This is a genomic window from Streptomyces sp. NPDC042371, from assembly GCF_056437465.1.
Map to the genome: position 1 here is coordinate 689,221 of NZ_JBWKAP010000004.1, position 19,924 is coordinate 709,144.

Genomic DNA, 19,924 nt, shown 5'->3' on the forward strand with positions numbered 1-19,924 from the left:
CGTCATCCTCCTGAACACTCGTGAATGCCGGGCTGCTTGTTGCCGCGCCACATGGCCAGGGAGCGCAGGGCGAGATCCTTGCCCGGCAGCGTGTCGCCGCCTCGTTCGATCGACAGCAACAGACGCAGCACACCGTGCTGCCGGGACTCGACGAGGCGTACGAACAACTCCTCCACGGAGGATTCCGGCCGTTGCCGCTCCTTGGACCAGCAGGCCCAGGTGAGCAGTTCGTCGCGCATCGAGGGGTAGGACGCGGCCTCGTTGAGCGCTTGCCATACGAGCTCGATGACGGCCGATGCCATGTCCTGGCGGGCGAGCAGATGGTCGGCGAACCAGTCGGTGTCGCAGGCGACCAGGGCCGGGAACGTGAGTGTGGCGGTCTGCCCTGCGACGCCCTCCGAGCGGGCCCATGCGAGGAGATGACGCACGATGACCGCTCGCGTCGCGGCGTCGCCTGCTGCGAATCGCTGTGTCAGCGTCTCCGCGACGATCGAAGCCACCGCCACGTCGGCTGCTTCCTCGCCCCGCCCGTCGACCACGTGGTGGAGTCGGCTCAGTGCGAACTCCGGCTCCGCTCCGCCCATGTCCGAGCGGCAGGCGTACGCCACGGCGGTTCGCAGTGTCAGCTCCGGCGCCTGGCTCCATTCCAGGAGAATCTCGCCCGCTCGCGGGCCGATGACCGGGTCCTGTACCGCTGTGCCCAGGGACAGCGCCGCGACCTTGACGGCCGACCGGCGGTTCGAGAGTGCGAGCTGACGTACGAGCTCGAAGGTTCGGCCACCGGTCCGGCGCCCCAGCGCGGCCATGGCGCGACCGGCATGCTCGATTTCCTCTCCGCCCTCACTGGCTCGGCCGAGCCACTCGTGCAGCAGAGGAAGCAGGTCGACGCGGTCCCGGCACACGGCATCCCATACGGCCTCGCTCACGGTCGGCCACAGGAAGACGACGGACTCCGCCCCGATGCCCGCCTCACGCGGTACGACGCGCGCGCCGATGTTGCGCAGAGACCCATGCCGACCGAGGCCGTGGCCCGGATTGCCCACCGGGTTGGAGAAGACCTGAGCAGGGTGCTCCACTTCTGTCGGTGTCGGTGTCGGTGTCGGTGTCGGTCCGGCTGAGGTGAGCAGGTCCGCTGCCCGGGCGACCACTGTGCCGCGGTCCATTCCGCCGTAGACGCAGACCGAGAACAGCTGGGCCAGCAGCTCCGGGTCGCCTTCGGCCCGCACCAGAAGTCGCGCGGCTTCGGCCTGGGCCAAGCAGCTCAGCACCTCGCCACGGCCGCCCGGGCCGCCTCCGAGCCGGGCCACGGTCCGGGCCGCTTCCGCCGCGTGGGCGGGAGACAGCCCGGGGGGCAGCAGCTCGGCGAGGAACTCCGGCCCGAGCGGTTCCAACAGGCGTTCACGCTCGCGCCCGTCCGGGCAGATGTCGGCGAAGTGCGCCTGAAAGACCTCGACCGGTTCAGGTGGCTCGTGGCGTACCACCGCGGCCCCGAGGTCGTTCTCCAGGCTTCTGACGAGCCCAGGCGTATCCGGCAGCACGATGACCAGGCGCGCGTCCGCCTCCGCCAGGAGCTCCTCCAGATTGGACAGGTCCCAGGGCCGCAGTGCGAAAGGGTCTCCCGGATCCATCACGAGATAGCCGTCCGGTCCCTGTGGCCGGGGCCGCCAGCGCGTCAGATCCACCGTCCCGTCGACCTGGTCCAGCGCGGGGACGTCGTGTCCGTGGGCCAGCAGGTTGAGCGCCAGGGTGAGGCGCCCCGTCCCCGGTTCACCCACGAGAAGCAGGATGCCCGAGTCGAGCGCGGCGAGACCTGCCTCGAAGGCGCGCGGTCGGACGAAGCGTCGCCGCGAGACCTGGATGTCCTTCGCACGGACCGGTCCCTGGCGCGGCGAGGCCGCCTGAGTGCCTCCCTCCAAGGGAAGAGTGGACTGCACGTTCCGCTGGTCGCCGTTCACCGTGCCGGTGTTGACCGTGCCGTTCGGTGCCACCACGAGCGTCGATCGGTTGCGGATCAGCTCGATGAGGTCCAACGCGAAGTCCGGGTCAGACCTCATCGTCCGCTCCTCGCACGTGGTCGGGTACTGCGATGTCGACCACGTGCTGTCCGCCGTTGACGGAACCGGTGTTGATGATGCCTCGCTCGGCACTGAGCACAGTGGTGTGCGGCGGGATCGGGGCCTGCGGTCGTCGTGCGGCGGAGGTTTCGGTAGGTCCTCGGTGGTCGAGGAGGCTCGACAGCCGAGCGAGATCCTTCGCAGTCAGGGTGATACCCGCATGCCGCAGGGCCACGAGGACCGTCTGCAGCGCATCGCCGTCATCCACCCCGTCCTGCGTGCTCCGGGAGCTTTCCAGCGCAGTCGTTTCGTTTTCCCGCATTTCCCCTCCGGAAGTGTGCCGGTCGGGCCTCAGGCAGCCGGCGCTTTTCGTTGGTCAACCGAGATTCCCGTCTTTCCGGGGTGGAAAGTGCTCTCGCAGCGCGTACGGAGGGTGCGGGTGGACACAATCCGAACAAGCAGACTCGTCGGTAGAAACATAAATAGGCAGGCCGAAACAAGATTCGGCCTGCCTATTTGCGTCGGGAAGCGAGGTCGGCTGCGTTTCCCGGAGGGGGGAGACGCCCTCAGATGGCTCGGGCTCCGGGAACCGGACGTCCCAGTGCGCCGATTCGGTCGCGCAGGAGTTGTGAGATCTCGCTCTTTTCCTGTTCGGTCAGCGTGCCGAGGAGTGCGGCGAGTTCGTCCTGCCAATCCGACCGCGGCGGTTCCAGGAGGCTCTGATGGCTCACCGACCAGTCGAGGACCTGACTGACCTGATCGGGGTGCCTGAGCAGCCAGAGCGCGGCCAGGGACATCGGGCCATTGCGCAGGGCCTGCAGGCAGAATTCATATTCACCCCGACGGTCGGCGGTCCAGGAGTACTTGACCGCGTCGCTCTCCGTCCGGGCCAGGAGGAGCTCTTCGCTCGCCTCCCGGAGCCGCACGTCGAAGACGCGGTAGCTCAGGCCTGCGTCTTCCAGCCTTTGAGGCGCACCCAGGTGGTGCATGACCTCGGGAGCTCCGAGGCCCGTGCCCGCCACCTCTTGGGCCTCTGCCAGGAAATGCAGGGAACGGTTCAGATGCGTTCGGACCGTTTCCCATCCGTATGTGGTTCGCGAGCGAACGACACGTACCGGATCGTGAACCCACCATGACACCCGCAAGTCCACTGATTCCGTGCCGTACACCGTGGGAATCCCCACCGCTCGGGTGTCCACATGCTCGTTCAGGTCGACATGGAAGACCGCAACGTACGTGCCCCATAGTCGAGGGCGGGGTGCCTCCTCGGGTACGGGGGAGGAGACCTCGAATTCCTCAGGGTCGCCTCCCCGACCGAGGAGGAAGTACCGGCCTTCATCGTCCTTCAGGACCATGGCCCGCTGTCGTGTCGCCGACCAACGATGGCTCAAGATCGCACGCCACGGAGCTCTCGTGGCCCGAACGAGAATCCGCTCGGACAGGTCATCACTCATACCGTCTCCATCCTTGTCGTACGGTCGTCCGACTCGCCGGAACTGTTTGCGGACGGTCCCGTCTCCCCGGCACGCCATGCCTCGAGCGCCCGACGGGCCACAGCGCGCCCGACCCGGCTCTCCGATGCGTCCCGGTCCACTTCCACGAACAGCCTCAGCACGCCGTGCTCCATGGACTCGGCGAGAGCGGCGAGCAGGTTCTCCGCCGCCCGGGACAGCGCGTCGTCCCACTGGCCCGCGTGGCACCACCGGAGTACGGCCCGGGAGGTCGCGTCGAAGGTGGCGTCGGCGTTCAGGGCCGCGCGTGTCAACGCGACGATCTTCAGGCCGTTCTCGGTGCCCCCTGCCAACTCCTTCTGGAACCGGTGTGGTTCCTGCAGCAGATGGGGGAGGAGCTGCAATGACTCGGAACCCAGGGCCGGGACAGCCACCCATGCGGTCAACTGCTCGAACACCCGCTGTTCGTTGCCCGCTCGGAACAGGCGAAGGACGGCGGCGCGCACCGCGAGACGGACCGCGTCCTCGTCGGGCCCGTCGGCCATACCTGTGACGAGCGCCCGCAGCAGACGCATGGCGAATTCCGGCCGGGACACGCCGAACTCGGCACCACACGCATACGCCACCGTGGTCCGCAGTCGAGGGCTGCGGACGACGCTCCACTCGTTGAGCCGATGGCGCACTTCGGCCACGAGGACGGGGTCCTCCGCGGCCAGGCCCAGTGCGTGGGCGGCGATGAGGCGGCTCGTGGTGCGGTCGGCCCCGGCCAGTTTCCTGATGTGCTGCAGGGCACCGCGCCCTCCGCCCCAACCGGCGGCCAGGCCCATCACCTGTCCCACCGGACGGGTCAACTCGCTGTGCCGGTGGACATCGCCCAGCCATGTCACGAGCAGCCCGGACAACTGGCCGTACTCTCGCCACACGTGCCGCAGCACGGCCTCGGCCTGACGGTGCCGGATGAAGGTAACGGGCTCCACCGTGTGGGCGTAGGCGCCGTATGTACGGATCTCCCGCGGTTTCCGCTGGGCCCGCACCGCGTGCAGCAGGTCCGACAGGGAACGGCGGAAGACGAAACGGGGCTGGCGCGGTGCTTCCTGTCCGCCGTGCTCCGTGTCGGTCGGCGTCGGCACCGAGGTCAGTCGACCGTCGGCGATCTCCAGCAGCCGGTCTGCCTCCGCTCGGATGACGCGGTGATCCAGCCCTTCGAAGACGCAGGTGGCCAGGAGGAAGGCGAGACCGTCGGGGTCGTCCCGCAGCCGATGGAGGAGTTCCGGTACCTCCTTCTCGGCTCGGAAGCTGAGCCGGTCGCGAATGTCCACGAGCGCGGCGGGATCGCCATTGGCCGCGACTACGGCCGTCACTAGTTCGGCCACTTCAGCGGGCACGAGACCAGGCACCAACAGTTCCGCAAGGAGGCCGGTTTCCAGGGCTCCCAGCAGCCGAGTGCGCTCGGCCCTGTCCGGCACCGAGGCATGGAGGCGAGTGTCGAACACCGCGCGTGGGAGGGGTGGTTCGCACCGGACGGGCTGTACGTGGAGGTCCTGTTCCAGATCGCGCAGGAGGTACGGATCGTCGGGCAGCACGATCACCATGCGGGCCCCGGCCCGGTCGAGGAGCGACCTGAGATTGCCGAGCATGCCGGGCCTCAGCGGATGTGAGGGGAACAGGCCGTGGACGAGGTAGCCACGTGCACCGGAGTGCGTGGGCCGCCACCGGTCCAGGTCCGTCACGGTGTCCAGGGCTTGCAACGAGTCCGTGCCCCCGCAACTGCGGCGCAGCAGGTTGAGCGCCATCGTGCGGCGCCCCGACCCCGGACTTCCCGCGAGGAAGAGGACGCCTTCTTCCAGCACGTCGAGCGCGTGGCCGAACTGGTCCGGCGCTGCGAACCCGAAGGTGGCGTCCGCGACTTCGGCTCCCGGGATCGGACCTTCGTGCCTCCAGGTACGTTCCGCCGCCCTCTCGTCCGCCGAGCTGTCGCCCACCCGCTGTCCGCCATGGACGGATCCCGCATTGATGTTTCCGTAAGGGGCGTAGAACACGGGGCGGATTTCTCCCGGAGCCGCCGCCATGGATCCGAGCAGCTCGGCGAACCCGTCTCCCGACTCATCGAATCCGGTATCGACGTCCGGGCGGAACTCCCCTTCTCGGGAGGGTGTTGCGCCGGTTGGGTCCGTGAGGGCGGTCGGGGGCCGGTCGGTCTTCCCGCTGGTGGTGGTCACGAGCGGCCCTGGTTCTTGTCGCCGTTCACCTGGTCGCCCTGGAATCCCCGGACCCGGCCGGCCTTGTTACCCCCGACCTGGTCCCCGGCGATGTGATGGTTGCTGACGCTCTGACCACCGTGCAGGGTGCCGGTGTTGATGTTTCCGTGCGGAGCCTTGTTCGTCACCCGGCCGGTATCCGCGCCCTCGTGCGGCTTCTCGGCGAGACCGCTCCGCGCGGAGGCCTCATCGGCCGCTTCCTCGCGAGCCCGGCCTTCTCGCAGGGGGCCGGACGGGAGTGGCACGTAGATCCAGGCTCGCTGAGCGAACGGCTTGCCCTCGACGGTTGCCGGTACCTCGAGAAAGTGGTCAGGGTGTCGTCCTGTGTAACCGCTGGCGACGGCATCCTCGTAGCAGCGGTCCGACAGGATGGCGGCGACGTGGGTGATGTTTTCGTTGGAGGACGCCAGTACAGCCTTGACGGGACGCGAGTCGAGGAGGCGGTGGGTATCATTTCGGGCTGTGCCGTTACCCCCGAACTCGTCCTCGGTGTCGGGCAGCGGACCGATGTGCAGACTGACGCGGAGCCTGATCGGGACGACGCCGAGGGAGTGGATGTTGAACTCCGTCAACACGTCCTGGAGGGTGCCCAGCCAGGGATGGATGACGAGAGGCATCAGCTGGGGGTCGAACCCCAGGACGTAGCCATCACCGGTGGACGCGGGGAACCTGCGCTCGCTCCACAAGTCCGCCAGCCCGGCACGTTCCAGAGAGGTCCTGACCAGGTCGGGCACTGCTCGGCTGACGACCTCGTGCTCAATGGCGGGGCGGCCGGTGAAGTCCTTGGCGTCCACGGCGACGATGCCCCGGTATGGGGGGAGCCGACGGCTCTGGGAGTGTGGGGATGCGGTGGCGGGGGGCAGTTGGGTGCCGTTCTCGTACATCGTCGCTCCTTTGGGACAGAGTGCGCGCCGGGGCGCTGTCCCCACGGAGTTTCACGAAAGCGCGGACGACGCTCCGCTACCGCGGAGCAGAGAGAGCGTGATGTGCGTCACGCATGCTCAGGCGCTGGCGCGGTGCGTGATCTCTGCGCGCAGGCTGTCCGCGTCGAGCACGTCGATGCGGGTCCTGCCCGCCTGAACTGCCGGCCCCAGTCGTTTCAGTGCCTTGGTGACCGAGTATCGACTCACCCCGAGGTGTTGTGCCAACTCCTCTCTGATGAGGGCGAACGTGTGCGTGCCGGAGATCTCGACCAGCCGGACCAGAGCCGCGGCCAGCCTGCTGTCGATGTCCCCCTCGCGGGTCTCCACCTGCTCGCGTACGCGACTTACCGCGTACGCAGTGAGCTGATCGGCCAGGTCGTGCTGTTTGACGAAGTCCCGGAAAGCGGTAGCCGGAACAATCGTAACTTCGCAATCGCTAATTGCTCGAACGTCAGCGAGTCGACCTCCGCCGTCCTGGACGGCCATCTCGCCCAGTGCTTCCCCCGGCCCACGGAAGGCGAGGACCCGTTCCCTGCCTTCGGCCTCGGTGATGACTACCTTCACCATGCCTTGGATCAGCGCAAGAACATGTGTTCCGGGGTCCCCTTGCCGTAGCAGGATGTCACCGGCGCAGTGCTTCCGGTGCGGGAAGCGCGTGAGTGCGTCCCACGCCTCGCCCGGTACGAGATCGCGCAGGGCCCGCACCGGTGAAACCCGCTTCTGTTCGCTCATGCGATCATGCTAGGGGAGCGCTTTTCGCTCGTTCGGCAGAATCGGATTTTTCGTTCCCAGCGGTGTGTACGTCGGTCGACGCCTTGCCCAACAGTGCTCGCCAGGGCGTGCGGGCTTCAGCCCCGCCCGAAGAAATCTATTGCGACGATGTCGAGAACCCGCGGCCCGCTCCGTCCCAGCAGCGAGAGCGACCCCGAGCGCCCACAATGGGACGCACCAGCACCGAGGAGAACACCATGGCCAAGTACCTGCTTCTCAAGCACTACCGCGGAGCTCCGGAGGCGGTCAACTGCACGCCGATGGACCAGTGGACGCCCGAGGAGATCTCGGCCCACATCAAGTACATGCAGGACTTCGCGGCCCGGCTGGAGGGGACCGGCGAGTTCGTCGACGGGCAGGCGCTCGCGCCCGAAGGGGCGTGGGTCCGGTACGACGGTGAGGGGCGGCCGCCGGTCACCGACGGGCCGTTCGCCGAGACCAAGGACCTCATCGCGGGCTGGATGGTGATCGACGTCGACAGCTACGAGCGCGCCGTCGAGCTGGCCGGGGAGCTGTCGGCCGCCCCCGGCGCGGGCGGCAAGCCGATCCACGAGTGGTTGGAGCTGCGCCCCTTCATGGCCGAGCCGCCCACCATCACGGAGTGACACCGGAAGTGAACGAGGCCCTGCTCCGAAGCCTCACCCCGAGCGTGCTCGGAATCCTCGTCCGCCGCGGAGCCGACTTCGCGGCGGCCGAGGACGCCGTGCAGGACGCGCTGATCGAGGCGGTCCGTGTCTGGCCGGGCGACATGCCACGGGATCCGAAGGGCTGGCTGGTCACCGTGGCCTGGCGCCGGTTCCTCGACGCGAGCCGGGCGGAGGCGTCCCGCCGCAGGCGCGAGGACCTGGTCGACGAGGAACCCGCGCCGGGCCCCGCACCCGCCACGGACGACACCCTCCAGCTCTACTTCCTCTGCGCCCACCCGTCGCTGACGCCGTCGTCCGCCGTCGCGCTCACGCTGCGCGCCGTCGGCGGGCTCACCACCCGCCAGATCGCCCAGGCCTACCTGGTGCCCGAGGCGACCATGGCGCAGCGCATCAGCCGGGCCAAGCGCACCGTGTCCGGCGTGCGGTTCGACCGGCCGGGCGACGTCGCCACCGTGCTGCGCGTCCTGTATCTGGTCTTCAACGAGGGTTACTCCGGCGACGTCGACCTCGCCGCCGAGGCCATCCGGCTCGCCCGGCAGCTCGCGGGCGCGATCGACCACCCGGAGGTGGCGGGGCTGCTCGCCCTGATGCTGCTCCACCACGCCAGGCGCGCCGCGCGGACCGCGCCCGACGGGAGCCTGGTGCCGCTCGCCGAGCAGGACCGGAGCCGGTGGGACACCGGGGCGATCGCCGAGGGCATCGGGATCCTGCAAACGGCACTCTCCCGCGACCGGCTCGGCGAGTTCCAGGCCCAGGCCGCCATCGCGGCACTGCACGCCGACGCGCCCACCGCGGAGGAGACCGACTGGGTGCAGATCGTCGAGTGGTACGACGAGCTCGCGGGCCTGACCGACAGCCCGGTCGTCCGCCTGAACCGCGCGGTCGCGGTCGGCGAGGCGGACGGCCCCCGCGCGGGCCTCGCGGCACTGGCGGCGCTGGACGACTCCTTGCCCCGCCACACCGCAGTGGCCGCCTACCTCCACGAGCGCGACGGCGACCTGACGCTGGCGGCGCAGCTCTACGCGGACGCGGCCCAGAAGGCCACGAACCTCGCGGAGCGCGCCCATCTGACGCGCCAGGCCGCCCGGCTCAACGCGCGCCGGGAGCAGGGCCCTTCGGAGGTCAGCGGAGGCCGCGGCGCGGACCCTCGGCCTTGATCATGTCCCAGCTGTCCGTGACCATGGAGACCGTGCCCTTGGCCGGGATGTACGCCGACCCCTGGTGCAGGTAGTCCACGAGGAACACCATCTCGCCCTTCTTGCTCCCGACCAGGAAGGCGATCTGCGGGGACGGGGTGATGAGCGCGGCCGGATCGGTCGTGTGCATGTACTCCTGCACGTCGGCGTTGAAGAAGGTCAGCGTGCCGCCCTTCTCCGTCCGCAGCGCGTAGACCTTTTTGTGGTCTGTCTTGCCCGCCTCGAACTCCGACTTGCCGCCGGGGTTGAGCATCTTGTTCTGCTCCAGCGGGAACTGGGTCATCCACTTCGCGGTCTCGCTCGCGCCGACCTTGTTGCCCAGCTTCTCGTCGGTCGAGTAGAGCGCGACCAGTGCGTCGTCCATCTGGTCAGGGGCGAGGATGCCCTGCTTCTTGCCGGTGTCGGTGACCGGGATCGCGAAGCCGTCGGAGTCCTTGGACAGCGCGGGCGTCTTGGGGTCCTTCTTGGTGGTCCAGCCGCTCCAGACGGCCTTCCAGTCGCCGTCGACCTTGTCGAAGACGACGGTGGCGCGGCTGGTCCGGTCCGAAGTGCCGCTGTGGTCCTTGGTGTCGGTGCGCAGCGCGAACCAGGTCACGCCGCTCTTCGCGGACGGGATCACGTATTCGCGATTCACATAATCGAAGGGCTTGCGGCTCTCCGCCCTGTCCTTCGCGGACTTCAGCTCGTCCTGCTTGTAGCCGTTCGCGCTCGCCTCGAAGAGCCCGCCGCCCTCGACGGCGGACAGGATGTGGCTGTCGCGCTTCGCGTTGGCCCGGTTGTTGACCTTCACGTAGTTGTCGACGATTTCCTTCGCCCCGGCCTCGGTGACGACGCCCTTGGGCGCACGGTCGGCGGCCGTCTTCCCGTTGTCGTCCCCGGACTTGCCGCCGTCCCCGTCGGACGAGCAGGCACTGGCGGTGAGCGCGAGCGCGGCCGTGCCCGCGGCCATGAGAAGTGCGGTGCGGTTCGTGCGGTGCGTGAGCATGAATTCCCCGTTGATCGCAGCGGAAGCCGACGTGCGTGGCGGAACGCCACGTTAGCTTTCGCCTTGCAACGGGTTCTGGTCAGGGTGGGGTCAGCGCAGTAGGCGCAGGAAGACGTCGGCCGCGCTGTTGGTGTCGCCGGGGACGAGGTTTCCGGCCGGGGAGTCGAACACCACCGCGCCGCCGTCGTCGGTGACCCCGGTCTGCCGCCCCGGCCTGGTGTCCTCGGACACCGGCTCGCTCTCGACGCTGACGAGACGTACCTCGCCGGTCACCATGTCGCGCACGAAGACGTCGGCGCTGCTGTCGTCACCGTCGGGGGTGAGGTTGGAGGCGGCGGAGGTGAACGCCGCGTACCGCCCGTCCCCGCTCAGCGAGACGTCGTCGCTGTCCGCGTCGGCAGGGGTGCCGTCCTGGGCGGCGCTGACCAGCCGCATGCGCTGCGTCTCGCGGTCGTAGAGGAAGACGTTGTGCGCACCGGTCGGGACCGGCCCCTCGGGGCGGAGCACCCTGGAGGCCGAAGTGAACGCCACGAAGCGGGCGTTGCCGCTGAGGGCCGCTCCCCAGGACGGGGTCTTGCGGTTGTAGCCGTGCGGGGTGCTGATGAGCTCCGTGGTGCCCTTCTCGCGGTCGCGCAGGAAGACGTCCGTCGCGGACGCATGGTCCTCCACGCCCGCCAGGTCGGCGGTGTTGGAGGTGAAGGCGAGGTACCGGCCGCCGGAGCCGCCCGCGAACGCCGGTTCGAACGCGTCCCCTTCGCCGTGTCCGCCCGCGTTCGTGAGCTGCGCCAGCTCCGTCTTCTTCGTCTTCCGGTCGTACAGAAAGACGTCGTCCCGCTTGTTGGCGTCCCCCGCCACGAGATCCTCCGCGCCCGAGGCGTACGCGACGTGGCGGCCGTCCCCGCTGACCACCGGGCCGTACGTCAGGCGGCCGCGCAGCCCGTCGTAGGACGCGCCCGTGGGGCTGATGCGCTGTGTCCTGCCGGTGCGGCGGTCGTGCAGGAAGACGTCGTCGAGATCGTTGGGGTCGCCGCTCACGAGGTCGTCGGCGGTGGAGGTGAAGACCACGTACCGCCCGTCGGGGCTGAGAGAGACCTCCCGTACGACGCCGTGGCTCGCCTTCCCGTTGCTCTTGACGCTGACGCGCTCCGTCTTTCCGGTACGCATGTCCCGGACGAAGGCGTCGGGCGTGCCGTTGGTGTCGTTCTCGACCAGGTTGCGCGACTCCGAGACGAACGCGACGTAGCGGCCGTCGGCGCTGATGGAGGGGTTGGTGGACGCGGCGTTGCTCTGGGCGCCGCCCACGCCGACGCTCACGCGGTCGGTGCGGGGTGCGGAGGCGGTGGTGGAGTCGGTGGCCGAGGCTCCTGTGGGTGACAGGCCGGTGGCGGCGCAGAGTGCGGCGAGCGCGGTGCAGGCGGCGGCTGTCGTGCGCCGTCGAACGGTCATCGGTTCCTCCTGCTGTGCGGGCTCGAGGAGCTGGGAGTGCCGGAGAGGGGGAGTGCCGGGGAAGGGAGACAACACCGTGGCACCCCGGGGGTCAATGCGTCGCGTGCCGTCCACGGCGCGGATGCGTCGGTTGCATCAGTGGGGAAGCGCGCTCCGGCTGTGCTTTTGTGCCGTACTCGTGGCGAGGGGGCAACCATTGGTGCCGTCTGCGATCGGCAGCCGCGCGTGGGCTTTTCCCGTTCCTCATTCTGAATGCTGACAAATATGTGCATCTGCGACACGGCTTACTCCGGAAGTCACCGTGTGGAGGGCATGAAACGCCACTCTTGAGAGGTGCCGGGAGGCGCCTCCTAGGAGGGCGGCATGCTCACCACCGCCGGATCGGGCGCGAAGTTCAAGGTGAACGACTCCGTCGACATCGGGTACGGCAACGTGAAGACGTCCAACGCCACGGTGTACATCATCGACTCGGTCCTCAAGCCGAAGAAGTGAGGCGTGCGCAGATGCGCGGCAGTGCCACGTACGACCCGCCCGGCAGCCTCGACGCGCCCGGCGGCCCGCACGATGTCGCGGACCGGTCCGCGGATCCGGAGCTGACGTGGCGCACACTCGGGCTGGGGACGATGGCGTCGCTGCTCGTGGTGTCCCTGCGGCGCCGGGGCAGCCAGAGCTTCGTCGCCCGATGTCAGTGGCCGCGCTTCCACCCCTTGAACGAGCGGCTGAACGTGGTCCGGCACCACCCGCTGATCATGGTGGAGTCCACGCGCCAGCTGGCCGTGGCGCTGCAACGCCACCACTTGCCCGGAGTGCGGGTACCGCTGGAGCCGGTGTCCGTGGCCCTGGGAGTGCATCCACGGGCGCAGCCGACGGAGCGCGGCGACGCCACTGACGTGGCCGTCCGGGTCGGTGTGAGCGACCAGGCGGTGCACGCCGGTGTGCTCACCGCCTTCCGCCTCACTGCCGAGTACCAGCACCGGGGGACGCCGTTCGCCACGTGCGCCGTTCGTTGCGCCCGGCCGCCGGATCCCGGGGCGTCCCGTCGGCAGGACGTTCCGCGGTCGGCGCTGCTGCATCCGCCACCGGCCGCGGTGGGCGCGGCTGCCGACCCCGACGTGCTCCTCGCGCGGGCACCTCAGGGGCGGGTGCTGATCGTTCCGCGCGATCCGGGTCACCCGGTCCTGCTCGCGGGCCGTCCGGCAGGGCTGCCCGCGGCGGCCGTCCTGGAGGCGGGGCGGCAGGCGGCCCTGCTGAGCTGCGGGATGACGCCCGCGGCGGTGGCCGGACTCCGTGCCGACGTGCGGGAGCCGGTGCCGGCGAGCGGGGCCCTGGTCGAAGTCGAGGCCGAACCGGGCGGCTGCCGGTTCGTCGTCATGGCCGACGGCCGCGTCGCGGCCACGGGCGGGGTCACGTTCCTGACGCCGTGACCTGACGGTGCATCCACGCAGCCTCGTCCACCGGAAGAGATCGTGACGGATGACCTCGGCCCGAACCCGTGGTGCCGGCCGAGTGACCGGACCCCCGGGCCACCACCGACTGGGCGGTCGACGTAAGGAGACCGGCATGAAATTGCAGGATGAACTGCCTCTGGACCACCATCTCGCAGGCGTCTACCGCTACGGCGCCGCGTTCTGCGGCGTGGTCCTGCTCGTCTTCGGTTGCCTGGGCCTTGCCGACGCGCTGAAACCGTTCGGCACGAACGGGAACGTGGCCGGTCTCGACACCAACACGGCCCTGAGCATCATCTCGCTGACCGTGGGGACGGCACTCGTGGTCGGCGGAATCGTGGGCGGGACCTTCGCCTCCGGCCTGAACATGACCGTGGGGACGCTCTTCCTGCTCAGCGGCTTCTACCACCTCTTCACCCTGGACCGTCCGGCGAACTTCCTGGACTTCGGGATGCCCAACGTGGTGTTCAGCTTCGTGGTCGGCCTGATGATCCTGACGTTCGGCATGTACGGGCGGGTGTCCAGCAAGCTGTCCCACGACAATCCGTTCTGGCGCCGCCGCCATCCTGAGCAGGCTGCCCGCGAGGACGCGCGGCGCGTCGCCGGACAGTCCGAACTGACGGCCCGTGAGCGGAACACCGAGTCGGCATCGGGTCGATGAGGAGCTCGTCGCCGCGGTGCGGCGCACCGGGCCCGCGGCCGCCGTGCTCAGAGGTGCACAGTGGGCCGGTAGACGAGCTCTTGGATGTGACCGTCGAGCGTCCTGTGCTCGATCAGCTCCAGGTCGAAGTCGGCCGCGCCCTGGAAGACCGGGTCGAGCCCGGTCCGCCCGGTGATCACGGGGAAGAGCGTCACCTGGACCCGGTCGACCAGACCCGCGGCCATCAGCGCCCGGTTCATCGACAGGCTGCCGTGCGAGCGCAACGGGACCTCGGACGCCTTCTTGAGCTGAGCGACCACGTCCACGGCGTCGCCGCCCGCCACGTGCGCGTCAGGCCAGTCGAGGGGGCCTTCCAACGTGTTCGACACGACCGTGGCGGGCAGGTTCCGCATCCGGGTGACCCACGGGTCGCGTACGTCGGACTCCTGGGTGCTCGAGGCCAGCATCCGCGCGAAGGCCCGATACGTGTTGGCTCCGAGGACCATTCGCTGGTCCTCGCTGTACAGGGCGAGGCGGTGGTCGAGGAGCTCGGGCCCCTGCTTGCCCCAGTAGCCGGTCCAGTTGCCGTCGGCGGCGCCGAAGCCGTCGAGGCTGGAAAAGACGTCGAACGTGTAGGTGGCCGTCATGGTGCTCACTCTCCTCGATCGCGGTGAGGCGTGTGTCGGAGATGGAGACCGGCGGACGCGGTGAAACTCATCGCCGCCGAAGGCCGTCCGCACGGGCCCATGTCTCCACGTCCCCACGAGCCGACCGGCTCAGGAGCCGGACATGGCGTCCCCGAACATCGGGTCCTTGCCCGGGTCCCCGATGCCGACGGACGACGCGCCGAAGCTCACCGCGCCGGTGGCCGTGATGCCGTCACGGGAGCCGCGCAGGGACCAGATCGCGCCGTCGTCGCTGTTCTCACCGGCCGCGCCCACCGACAGGTCGGCGCGGCCGTCCTTGTTGTGGTCGGCGAGGTGGACGGCGTCGCCGAACAGGTCCGACGACTCGTTGGCTCCCGGGACGCCCGGCGTGCCCTGGTTGAAGGACCGGGCGCCGGTGGCCGTCAGGCCGGAGGCGCCGCCCCGCAGCACCCAGACGTTGCCCGCGTGGGCCGCGGCGCCGATGGTCTCGAAGTTCGCAGCGACGGCGAGGTCCGGATAGCCGTCACCGTCGACGTCGCCCGCGGCCAGCGCGCCGCCGAACAAGTCGTCGGACTCGTCCTCTCCCGGCACACCCTCGGTGGCCTGGCTGAAGACGGCGTTGCGCGCGGTGTCGACGCCCGCCGCGCCGCCGTAGAACACGGTGGCGTAGCCGCCCTTGGCCGTCGCATCCGTGACGGAGACGAAGTCGCTGCCCACGACCAGGTCGTCGTGCCCGTCACGGTCGAAGTCGGCCACGGTGAGCGCGCCCGCGAACCCCGTGCCCACGGCGGTCTGCAGCGTGGGCCCGGTCGAGGCGCCCCGGTAGACGAAGTTGCCCGTGGCGGACCCCACCACCACGTCGTCCTTCCCGTCGTTGTCGAAGTCCCCGGCGGCCAGCTGGACCGCTCCGTTGGGGGCCGCGCCCGACCCGATGCGTGTGTCGAGGCGCAGCTTCCCTGCCGCGCCGCCGGACCTGGTGAAGCCGCCCTTGAAGATCCATACGTCCTTGCCGGTGGAACCGACCGCCAGATCGGCCCTGCCGTCGCCGGTGAAGTCGCCGACCGCGAGGGACTGGCCGAACCGGTCGTGCCCGGACGCGTTCGGGTCGCTGATCGTCGTGCCGCCCGACAGGCCGGACGAGCTGCCCCAGAGGATCGTGACCGAACCGCCGTCGACGTCGTCGGCGACGTTCTCCAGCGGTGTGCCGACGACGAGGTCGCCGTAGCCGTCGTGGTTGAGGTCGCCGTGCGCGAGTTCGGTGCCGAAGTGGTCGGAGGTCTCCGATGCGCCCGGCACGCCGGAGGAGCTCTGCGAGGTGGTCTTGTGCCGCGAGGCGCTGATGCCGCTGGACGAGCCGTAGTTGACGACCACGGCACCCGCCTTGGCCTTCCCGCCCGCGACGGCACCCGGGGCGCTGGTCGCCAGGTCGCGGTAGCCGTCACCGTTGAAGTCGTCGGCGAGGCCTGACCCGGCGGCACTCGCGCTGCCGGGCAGGGCGATGAGCAGACCACCGGCCAGAACCGTCGCGACGACGGTGGCGCCCAGGGCCGCGGAACGCCGGGAACGCTTGTGGGGGTGACGGGGCCGGGGCATGGGTGCTCCTCCAGGACGGATGTGCGTACGAACTCAGATGCGAACTCAGAGATGACCTCTGGTGGGGCTGGAGGGTTGTACGGGACGGGAGAGGTTGTTGTACGAGGTCGGGATGGGTCTCGGTCGTCAGGAGGGGGCCCTCGGCCGGGCCTCCCCCGCGGGGCGGATACGGGCACGACCTGCGGACGATGCCCGGACTCCTGGCGGGTGGCGACGATCTGGGCGTACGTCATCGCCCGCCGAGACTGGAGCCTCACCGTGCTGAAGTGGACCCTGCGTGCCATCGCCGTCCTCGCCATCGCCGCCGCGCTCGCCGCCCCTGTCGCCGTGCCCGCAGCCGAAGCGGTCGCGGCCCCGCACGCCGTTGCCGTGGTCGCGGAAGCCGGGGCGTCTGCTGACCCGGGGGCAAGCGGGATGCCGCGGCTCTCGACGTGATCGGAGCGGGCGGCGAAGGCCCGCGTGTCCGCGCGGCGGGTGCGTCCCGGAACCGGCAGCCTCCCGGACGCGCCCGCCGTGCTGGCAGACTGGGGCGGGTGAGCAGCAATGACACCAGCGCCCAGGTGGGCGACCCCGAGCACAAGCCCGACAGCCCGTTCCGGCACGAGAACGTCTCGAGGGACGAGGCCCCGCAGTTCGTGCTGCCACTCGTGGTGCACCTGGAGAAGACGGCGCCCCCGGCCCGTACCGACGCACTGGAGACCGCGGCCCGCGCGGTTCTGGTGATGCTCGGCGACGAGCGGTCCCTGGGCGAGGGGGAAGGCGAGGGCGAGTGGGCGCAGGCCATGCGCGACTGGCAGGACGCCCGCATCCGCAAGGTGGTGCGCAGGGCGCGCGGCGCCGAGTGGCGCAAGGCGGCCGCGCTGCCGGGGATCACGGTCACCGGGAAGTCGGCCGAGGTGCGGGTCTTCCCGCCGGTGCCGCTGGACGGCTGGCCCAAGGAGCTGGCCAAGCTGCAGGTGTCGGGCACGGACCTGGACGACCCGGAACCGCCCGTCGAGGCCGACCGCTCGCGGCCGGTGCTCTGGATGAGCCCCGATGTCGACATGTCGGCAGGTAAGGCGATGGCGCAGGCCGGGCACGGCGCCCAGCTCGCCTGGTGGGAGCTGACCGACGAGCAGCGCACCGAGTGGCGCGAGGCGGGCTTCCCGCTGGCCGTGCGCACCGCGGACGCCGCGCACTGGCGCGAGCTGACCGCGAGCGGGCTTCCGGTGGTGCGCGACGCGGGCTTCACGGAGATCGCGCCGGGCTCCTGCACCGTCGTGGCCGACCACCCGGCGCTCCGGCGATGAGTTCCGCCAAGGCGGACGGACGGGTCGAGCGGGGCAACCGCACCCGCCGCCTCGTGCTGCGCTGGACCGTCGACATCGCCTCCGTCGAGGGACTCGAAGCCCTGTCGGTGGGACGGCTCGCGACCGAGCTCGGGCTGAGCAAGAGCGGGGTGTTCGCGCTGTTCGGCTCCAAGGAGGAGCTGCAACTGGCCACGGTCCGGGCCGCGGAGAGGATCTTCTCCGACGAGGTGCTTGAGCCGTTGGACGGCATCCCCGCCGGAGTGACCCGGCTCGCGCGCCTCTGCGAGAGCTGGCTCGGCTATTCGCAGCGCCGGGTGTTCCCCGGGGGCTGCTTCTTCTTCGCGGCGATGGCCGAGTTCGACGCCCGGCAGGGCCCGGTGCACGACGCGCTCGTGCAGTCGCTGGCGACGTGGATGGCGTGCGTGGAGGGGTGCGCGGTGGACGCGCGGGCAGGCGGTGAACTCCGCGGCGACACCGATACGGCGCAGCTGGCCTTCGAGCTGGTGGCGCTGATGGAGACGGCCAACGCGCACTCGCTCCTGACCTCGGAGACCCTGCCGTACGACCGGGCGCGGACGGGCATCACCGCCAGGCTGCGTGCGACGGCAGCGGATTCTGCATTGGTGCCCCAAATTCCCTGATTTGTGCGGCCGTTCATCTTCGCCCGCACTCGCCCGCGCCGCAGAAAGTAATAGCACGACCGGTCGTTTAGTTTTATGCTCGTCCTCATGACCACTCGACCAGTGACCTCCCGGCTGCTGCGCACCCGCTGGCGCTCCGGCCCCGTACCGCTGACCCTGTGCCCCGTCGTCGTGAGCGTCACCGACTTCACCGCGACGAGCCATCCGCAGGCGGGCGCGATCGCTCTCGCGGGCCTACGCCTTCGCCGCACCTGGCCCCGGACCCCGGGCGCGCTCGGCATGTGGCTGTGGGTCGAGGTGGCGGGCAGACGCTCGGGCTCGGTGAGCGTGTGGCGCGACGAGGTCGCGCTCAAGGAGTTCGTGGGCCGCCCCGACCACATCGCGGTCGTCCGGGCCCACCGGGGGCGCGGCACGATGCGGGCCGCCGCCTGGGAGGCCGAAGGCTTCGATCCTGACACCGTGTGGGACCGGGCCCGCGCCCTACTCACCGGTACGACCCCCTGGCCGCAGGGCCTCGTTCGCCTGGAGGACGCGTGACGAACTTCGTGGAGCTGGACCGTGTCGCCGCGCTGGAGACGTTACGTCTCGTACGCGCCGCCGCCGACGCCGCCGTCGGCCAGGGCAACGAGACCTGGGACCGGCCGACCCCCTGCGCCGACTGGACCCTGCTCGATCTCGTCGGCCACATGACGGCGCAGAACCACGGCTTCGCGGCGGCCGCACGGGGCGAGGGCGAGCTGCCCGCGCACTGGCGGGTGCCGGACATCGCCGACGATCCGGCGCGTGCCTACGGGGAGTCCGTGGCCGCGCTCGTCGCGCCGTTCGCCGAAGCGGGCGGCGGCGAGCGGGAGTTCGTGCTGCCTGAACTGGACCGCGCGCTTCCCGGTCGGGTGGCCGTGTCGTTCCACTTCCTCGACCTCGCGGTGCATGCCTGGGACCTCTCCCGCTGCCTCGCGCTGGAGGTCCAACTCCCTTACAGCGTCTGGGAGTCGGCGCTGCAAGTGGCACGCCGGGTGCCGACCGACGAGCGGACGCGCGGGCCCGGAGCCTTCTTCGCCCCGGCCCGGCCGATGCCCGCGCAGGCGACACCCCTGACGGAGACCTTGACCCTTCTCGGCCGGCGCCCCGACTGGCCCCCTGTGCAGTTCGGCGGCGTCATGTGCGGGCTCGGGCCAGCAAAAGGTCAGCAAGGGGCGGCGAGGTATCCGTTCCCGCCGCCGTGGTCGCTGTGATGGGGGCCTGGGCGGAGGCCCAGAGACCTTGCGCTTGAGGTTGCGATGATGGCCGGGCTGCGGTCTCCGGAATGGGGAGGCGAGAGCGGCTGACGTCAACATCGTCGTTGCCGCCGATGCCTGCCGAGTGCGCATGAGCGTATCCACTCCGACACGCACAGCCCGGCGGCGCTGAAGCGGGCCAAGGGGTGCCCCCGGCTGCGGGGACGCCGTCGCGCACTGGGCCATCGCCGCCGCTCTTGTGCGCGTGCTGGACAGGGACGCGCTCGTGGAGCGGTACCGGATGCTGTCGCCCGGCAGGTTCCCGAGCACGGTCGCCCGCATCCGCGCGCGGTCGGCGACCGACAAGTGGGGGTCAAGCAAGCAGCTCCAGTACGGCAGGCAAGCGCATGCAACCGATCCGAAGGGGGCAACTGCGGCTGTTTTCGCCTCAAGTCGCCTCGGGTGGCGGCGTGGCTCCTAGGGTCCCCGTCAGGGCCGGACAACCAGCCTTCACATCCCTTGGAGGAGGACCTGTGACCAGTGTGGAAGTGTCCCTCAAAACCCTGCTGACCGAGGCCGAAGGAGCGCTCGGAGCCGCCGTCGTCGACTACACGAGCGGCATGGCGCTCGGCACGCTGGGCGGCGGCAAGGACCTGGACCTGAACGTCGCGGCGGCCGGCAACACCGACCTGATCCGCGCCAAGATGCGCACCATGGAGATGCT

Annotated in this window: 20 protein-coding genes and 1 pseudogene; 11 read left to right on the forward strand and 10 right to left on the reverse strand. The window is 70.1% G+C overall.

The genetic code is table 11. The annotated features are described in order from the left end of the window. Positions 1 to 2: 2 nt before the first annotated feature. From AC068B_RS15915 to AC068B_RS15940, 6 genes are all read right to left on the reverse strand, one after another. Positions 3 to 2,054, reverse strand: a complete 2,052-nt coding sequence (locus tag AC068B_RS15915) for a hypothetical protein (RefSeq protein ID WP_478672029.1) — start codon at positions 2,052 to 2,054, stop codon at positions 3 to 5. Next, positions 2,044 to 2,376 (reverse strand): hypothetical protein, encoded by a 333-nt coding sequence (locus AC068B_RS15920; protein ID WP_478672031.1) that lies wholly within the window; start codon positions 2,374 to 2,376, stop codon positions 2,044 to 2,046. The genes AC068B_RS15915 and AC068B_RS15920 overlap by 11 nt, the downstream gene beginning before the upstream one ends. A gap of 244 nt (positions 2,377 to 2,620) precedes the next feature. After that, the gene (locus AC068B_RS15925; protein WP_478672032.1) at positions 2,621 to 3,508 is read right to left on the reverse strand and encodes a hypothetical protein; all 888 of its coding nucleotides are present in this window, start codon (positions 3,506 to 3,508) and stop codon (positions 2,621 to 2,623) included. Then, complete coding sequence (locus tag AC068B_RS15930) at positions 3,505 to 5,724, reverse strand: hypothetical protein (protein WP_478672034.1); 2,220 nt, start codon at positions 5,722 to 5,724, stop codon at positions 3,505 to 3,507. Before AC068B_RS15930 ends, AC068B_RS15925 begins: the two co-directional genes overlap by 4 nt. Then, positions 5,721 to 6,647 carry a hypothetical protein gene (locus tag AC068B_RS15935; protein ID WP_478672035.1) on the reverse strand — a complete coding sequence of 309 codons (927 nt, stop codon included), beginning with the start codon at positions 6,645 to 6,647 and terminating at the stop codon, positions 5,721 to 5,723. Before AC068B_RS15935 ends, AC068B_RS15930 begins: the two co-directional genes overlap by 4 nt. 117 nt (positions 6,648 to 6,764) lie before the next feature. Further along, the gene (locus AC068B_RS15940) at positions 6,765 to 7,418 is read right to left on the reverse strand and encodes a Crp/Fnr family transcriptional regulator (RefSeq protein ID WP_478672037.1); all 654 of its coding nucleotides are present in this window, start codon (positions 7,416 to 7,418) and stop codon (positions 6,765 to 6,767) included. Between the two features lie 236 nt (positions 7,419 to 7,654). Here AC068B_RS15940 and AC068B_RS15945 point away from each other — a divergent pair, with 236 nt between their 5' ends. Then, positions 7,655 to 8,062, forward strand: a complete 408-nt coding sequence (locus AC068B_RS15945; protein WP_478672038.1) for a YciI family protein — start codon at positions 7,655 to 7,657, stop codon at positions 8,060 to 8,062. Between the two features lie 8 nt (positions 8,063 to 8,070). Beyond that, the gene (locus AC068B_RS15950; protein ID WP_478672101.1) at positions 8,071 to 9,261 is read left to right on the forward strand and encodes an RNA polymerase sigma factor; all 1,191 of its coding nucleotides are present in this window, start codon (positions 8,071 to 8,073) and stop codon (positions 9,259 to 9,261) included. On the opposite strand, the gene AC068B_RS15955 is transcribed toward AC068B_RS15950, so the two are convergent. Together AC068B_RS15955 and AC068B_RS15960 are read right to left on the reverse strand one after the other, a co-directional pair. Beyond that, on the reverse strand, positions 9,227 to 10,285 hold the full coding sequence (locus AC068B_RS15955; protein WP_478672039.1) for a DUF8094 domain-containing protein: 1,059 nt from the start codon (positions 10,283 to 10,285) through the stop codon (positions 9,227 to 9,229). The genes AC068B_RS15950 and AC068B_RS15955 overlap by 35 nt on opposite strands. Positions 10,286 to 10,375: 90 nt before the next feature. Further along, positions 10,376 to 11,731: a TolB family protein gene (locus tag AC068B_RS15960; RefSeq protein WP_478672041.1), complete on the reverse strand. Its 1,356-nt coding sequence runs from the start codon at positions 11,729 to 11,731 to the stop codon at positions 10,376 to 10,378. A gap of 363 nt (positions 11,732 to 12,094) precedes the next feature. Between AC068B_RS15960 and AC068B_RS15965 the strand changes: the two genes are divergently transcribed. The 3 genes from AC068B_RS15965 (at position 12,095) to AC068B_RS15975 (ending at position 13,837) form a co-directional block, all read left to right on the forward strand. After that, on the forward strand, positions 12,095 to 12,223 hold the full coding sequence (locus AC068B_RS15965; RefSeq protein ID WP_478672042.1) for a hypothetical protein: 129 nt from the start codon (positions 12,095 to 12,097) through the stop codon (positions 12,221 to 12,223). Positions 12,224 to 12,234: 11 nt separating this feature from the next. Then, positions 12,235 to 13,155, forward strand: coding sequence for an AfsA-related hotdog domain-containing protein (locus AC068B_RS15970; protein ID WP_478672043.1), 921 nt, complete (start codon positions 12,235 to 12,237; stop codon positions 13,153 to 13,155). Positions 13,156 to 13,291: 136 nt separating this feature from the next. Next, the gene (locus AC068B_RS15975) at positions 13,292 to 13,837 is read left to right on the forward strand and encodes a DUF4383 domain-containing protein (RefSeq protein WP_478672045.1); all 546 of its coding nucleotides are present in this window, start codon (positions 13,292 to 13,294) and stop codon (positions 13,835 to 13,837) included. 47 nt (positions 13,838 to 13,884) lie between these two features. Here the strand turns inward: AC068B_RS15975 and AC068B_RS15980 are convergent, their stop codons facing one another. Then, positions 13,885 to 14,463, reverse strand: a complete 579-nt coding sequence (locus AC068B_RS15980; RefSeq protein ID WP_478672046.1) for a dihydrofolate reductase family protein — start codon at positions 14,461 to 14,463, stop codon at positions 13,885 to 13,887. Between the two features lie 129 nt (positions 14,464 to 14,592). After that, the gene (locus tag AC068B_RS15985) at positions 14,593 to 16,056 is read right to left on the reverse strand and encodes an FG-GAP-like repeat-containing protein (protein ID WP_478672047.1); all 1,464 of its coding nucleotides are present in this window, start codon (positions 16,054 to 16,056) and stop codon (positions 14,593 to 14,595) included. A 207-nt stretch (positions 16,057 to 16,263) separates the two neighbouring features. On the opposite strand from AC068B_RS15985, the gene AC068B_RS15990 reads away from it, so the two are divergent. The 6 genes and pseudogenes from AC068B_RS15990 to AC068B_RS16015 form a co-directional block, all read left to right on the forward strand. Beyond that, positions 16,264 to 16,491 (forward strand): hypothetical protein, encoded by a 228-nt coding sequence (locus AC068B_RS15990; RefSeq protein WP_478672049.1) that lies wholly within the window; start codon positions 16,264 to 16,266, stop codon positions 16,489 to 16,491. A 98-nt stretch (positions 16,492 to 16,589) separates the two neighbouring features. Continuing rightward, positions 16,590 to 17,345, forward strand: a complete 756-nt coding sequence (locus AC068B_RS15995; RefSeq protein WP_478672050.1) for an aminoacyl-tRNA hydrolase — start codon at positions 16,590 to 16,592, stop codon at positions 17,343 to 17,345. Continuing rightward, the gene (locus AC068B_RS16000; RefSeq protein WP_478672052.1) at positions 17,342 to 17,986 is read left to right on the forward strand and encodes a TetR/AcrR family transcriptional regulator; all 645 of its coding nucleotides are present in this window, start codon (positions 17,342 to 17,344) and stop codon (positions 17,984 to 17,986) included. The genes AC068B_RS15995 and AC068B_RS16000 overlap by 4 nt, the downstream gene beginning before the upstream one ends. A gap of 87 nt (positions 17,987 to 18,073) precedes the next feature. Continuing rightward, positions 18,074 to 18,523 (forward strand): hypothetical protein, encoded by a 450-nt coding sequence (locus AC068B_RS16005; protein ID WP_478672053.1) that lies wholly within the window; start codon positions 18,074 to 18,076, stop codon positions 18,521 to 18,523. After that, positions 18,520 to 19,218, forward strand: a complete 699-nt coding sequence (locus tag AC068B_RS16010; RefSeq protein ID WP_478672054.1) for a TIGR03086 family metal-binding protein — start codon at positions 18,520 to 18,522, stop codon at positions 19,216 to 19,218. The genes AC068B_RS16005 and AC068B_RS16010 overlap by 4 nt, the downstream gene beginning before the upstream one ends. Before the next feature lie 515 nt (positions 19,219 to 19,733). Then, a pseudogene (locus tag AC068B_RS16015) lies at positions 19,734 to 19,924 on the forward strand (hypothetical protein); the annotation flags it as partial.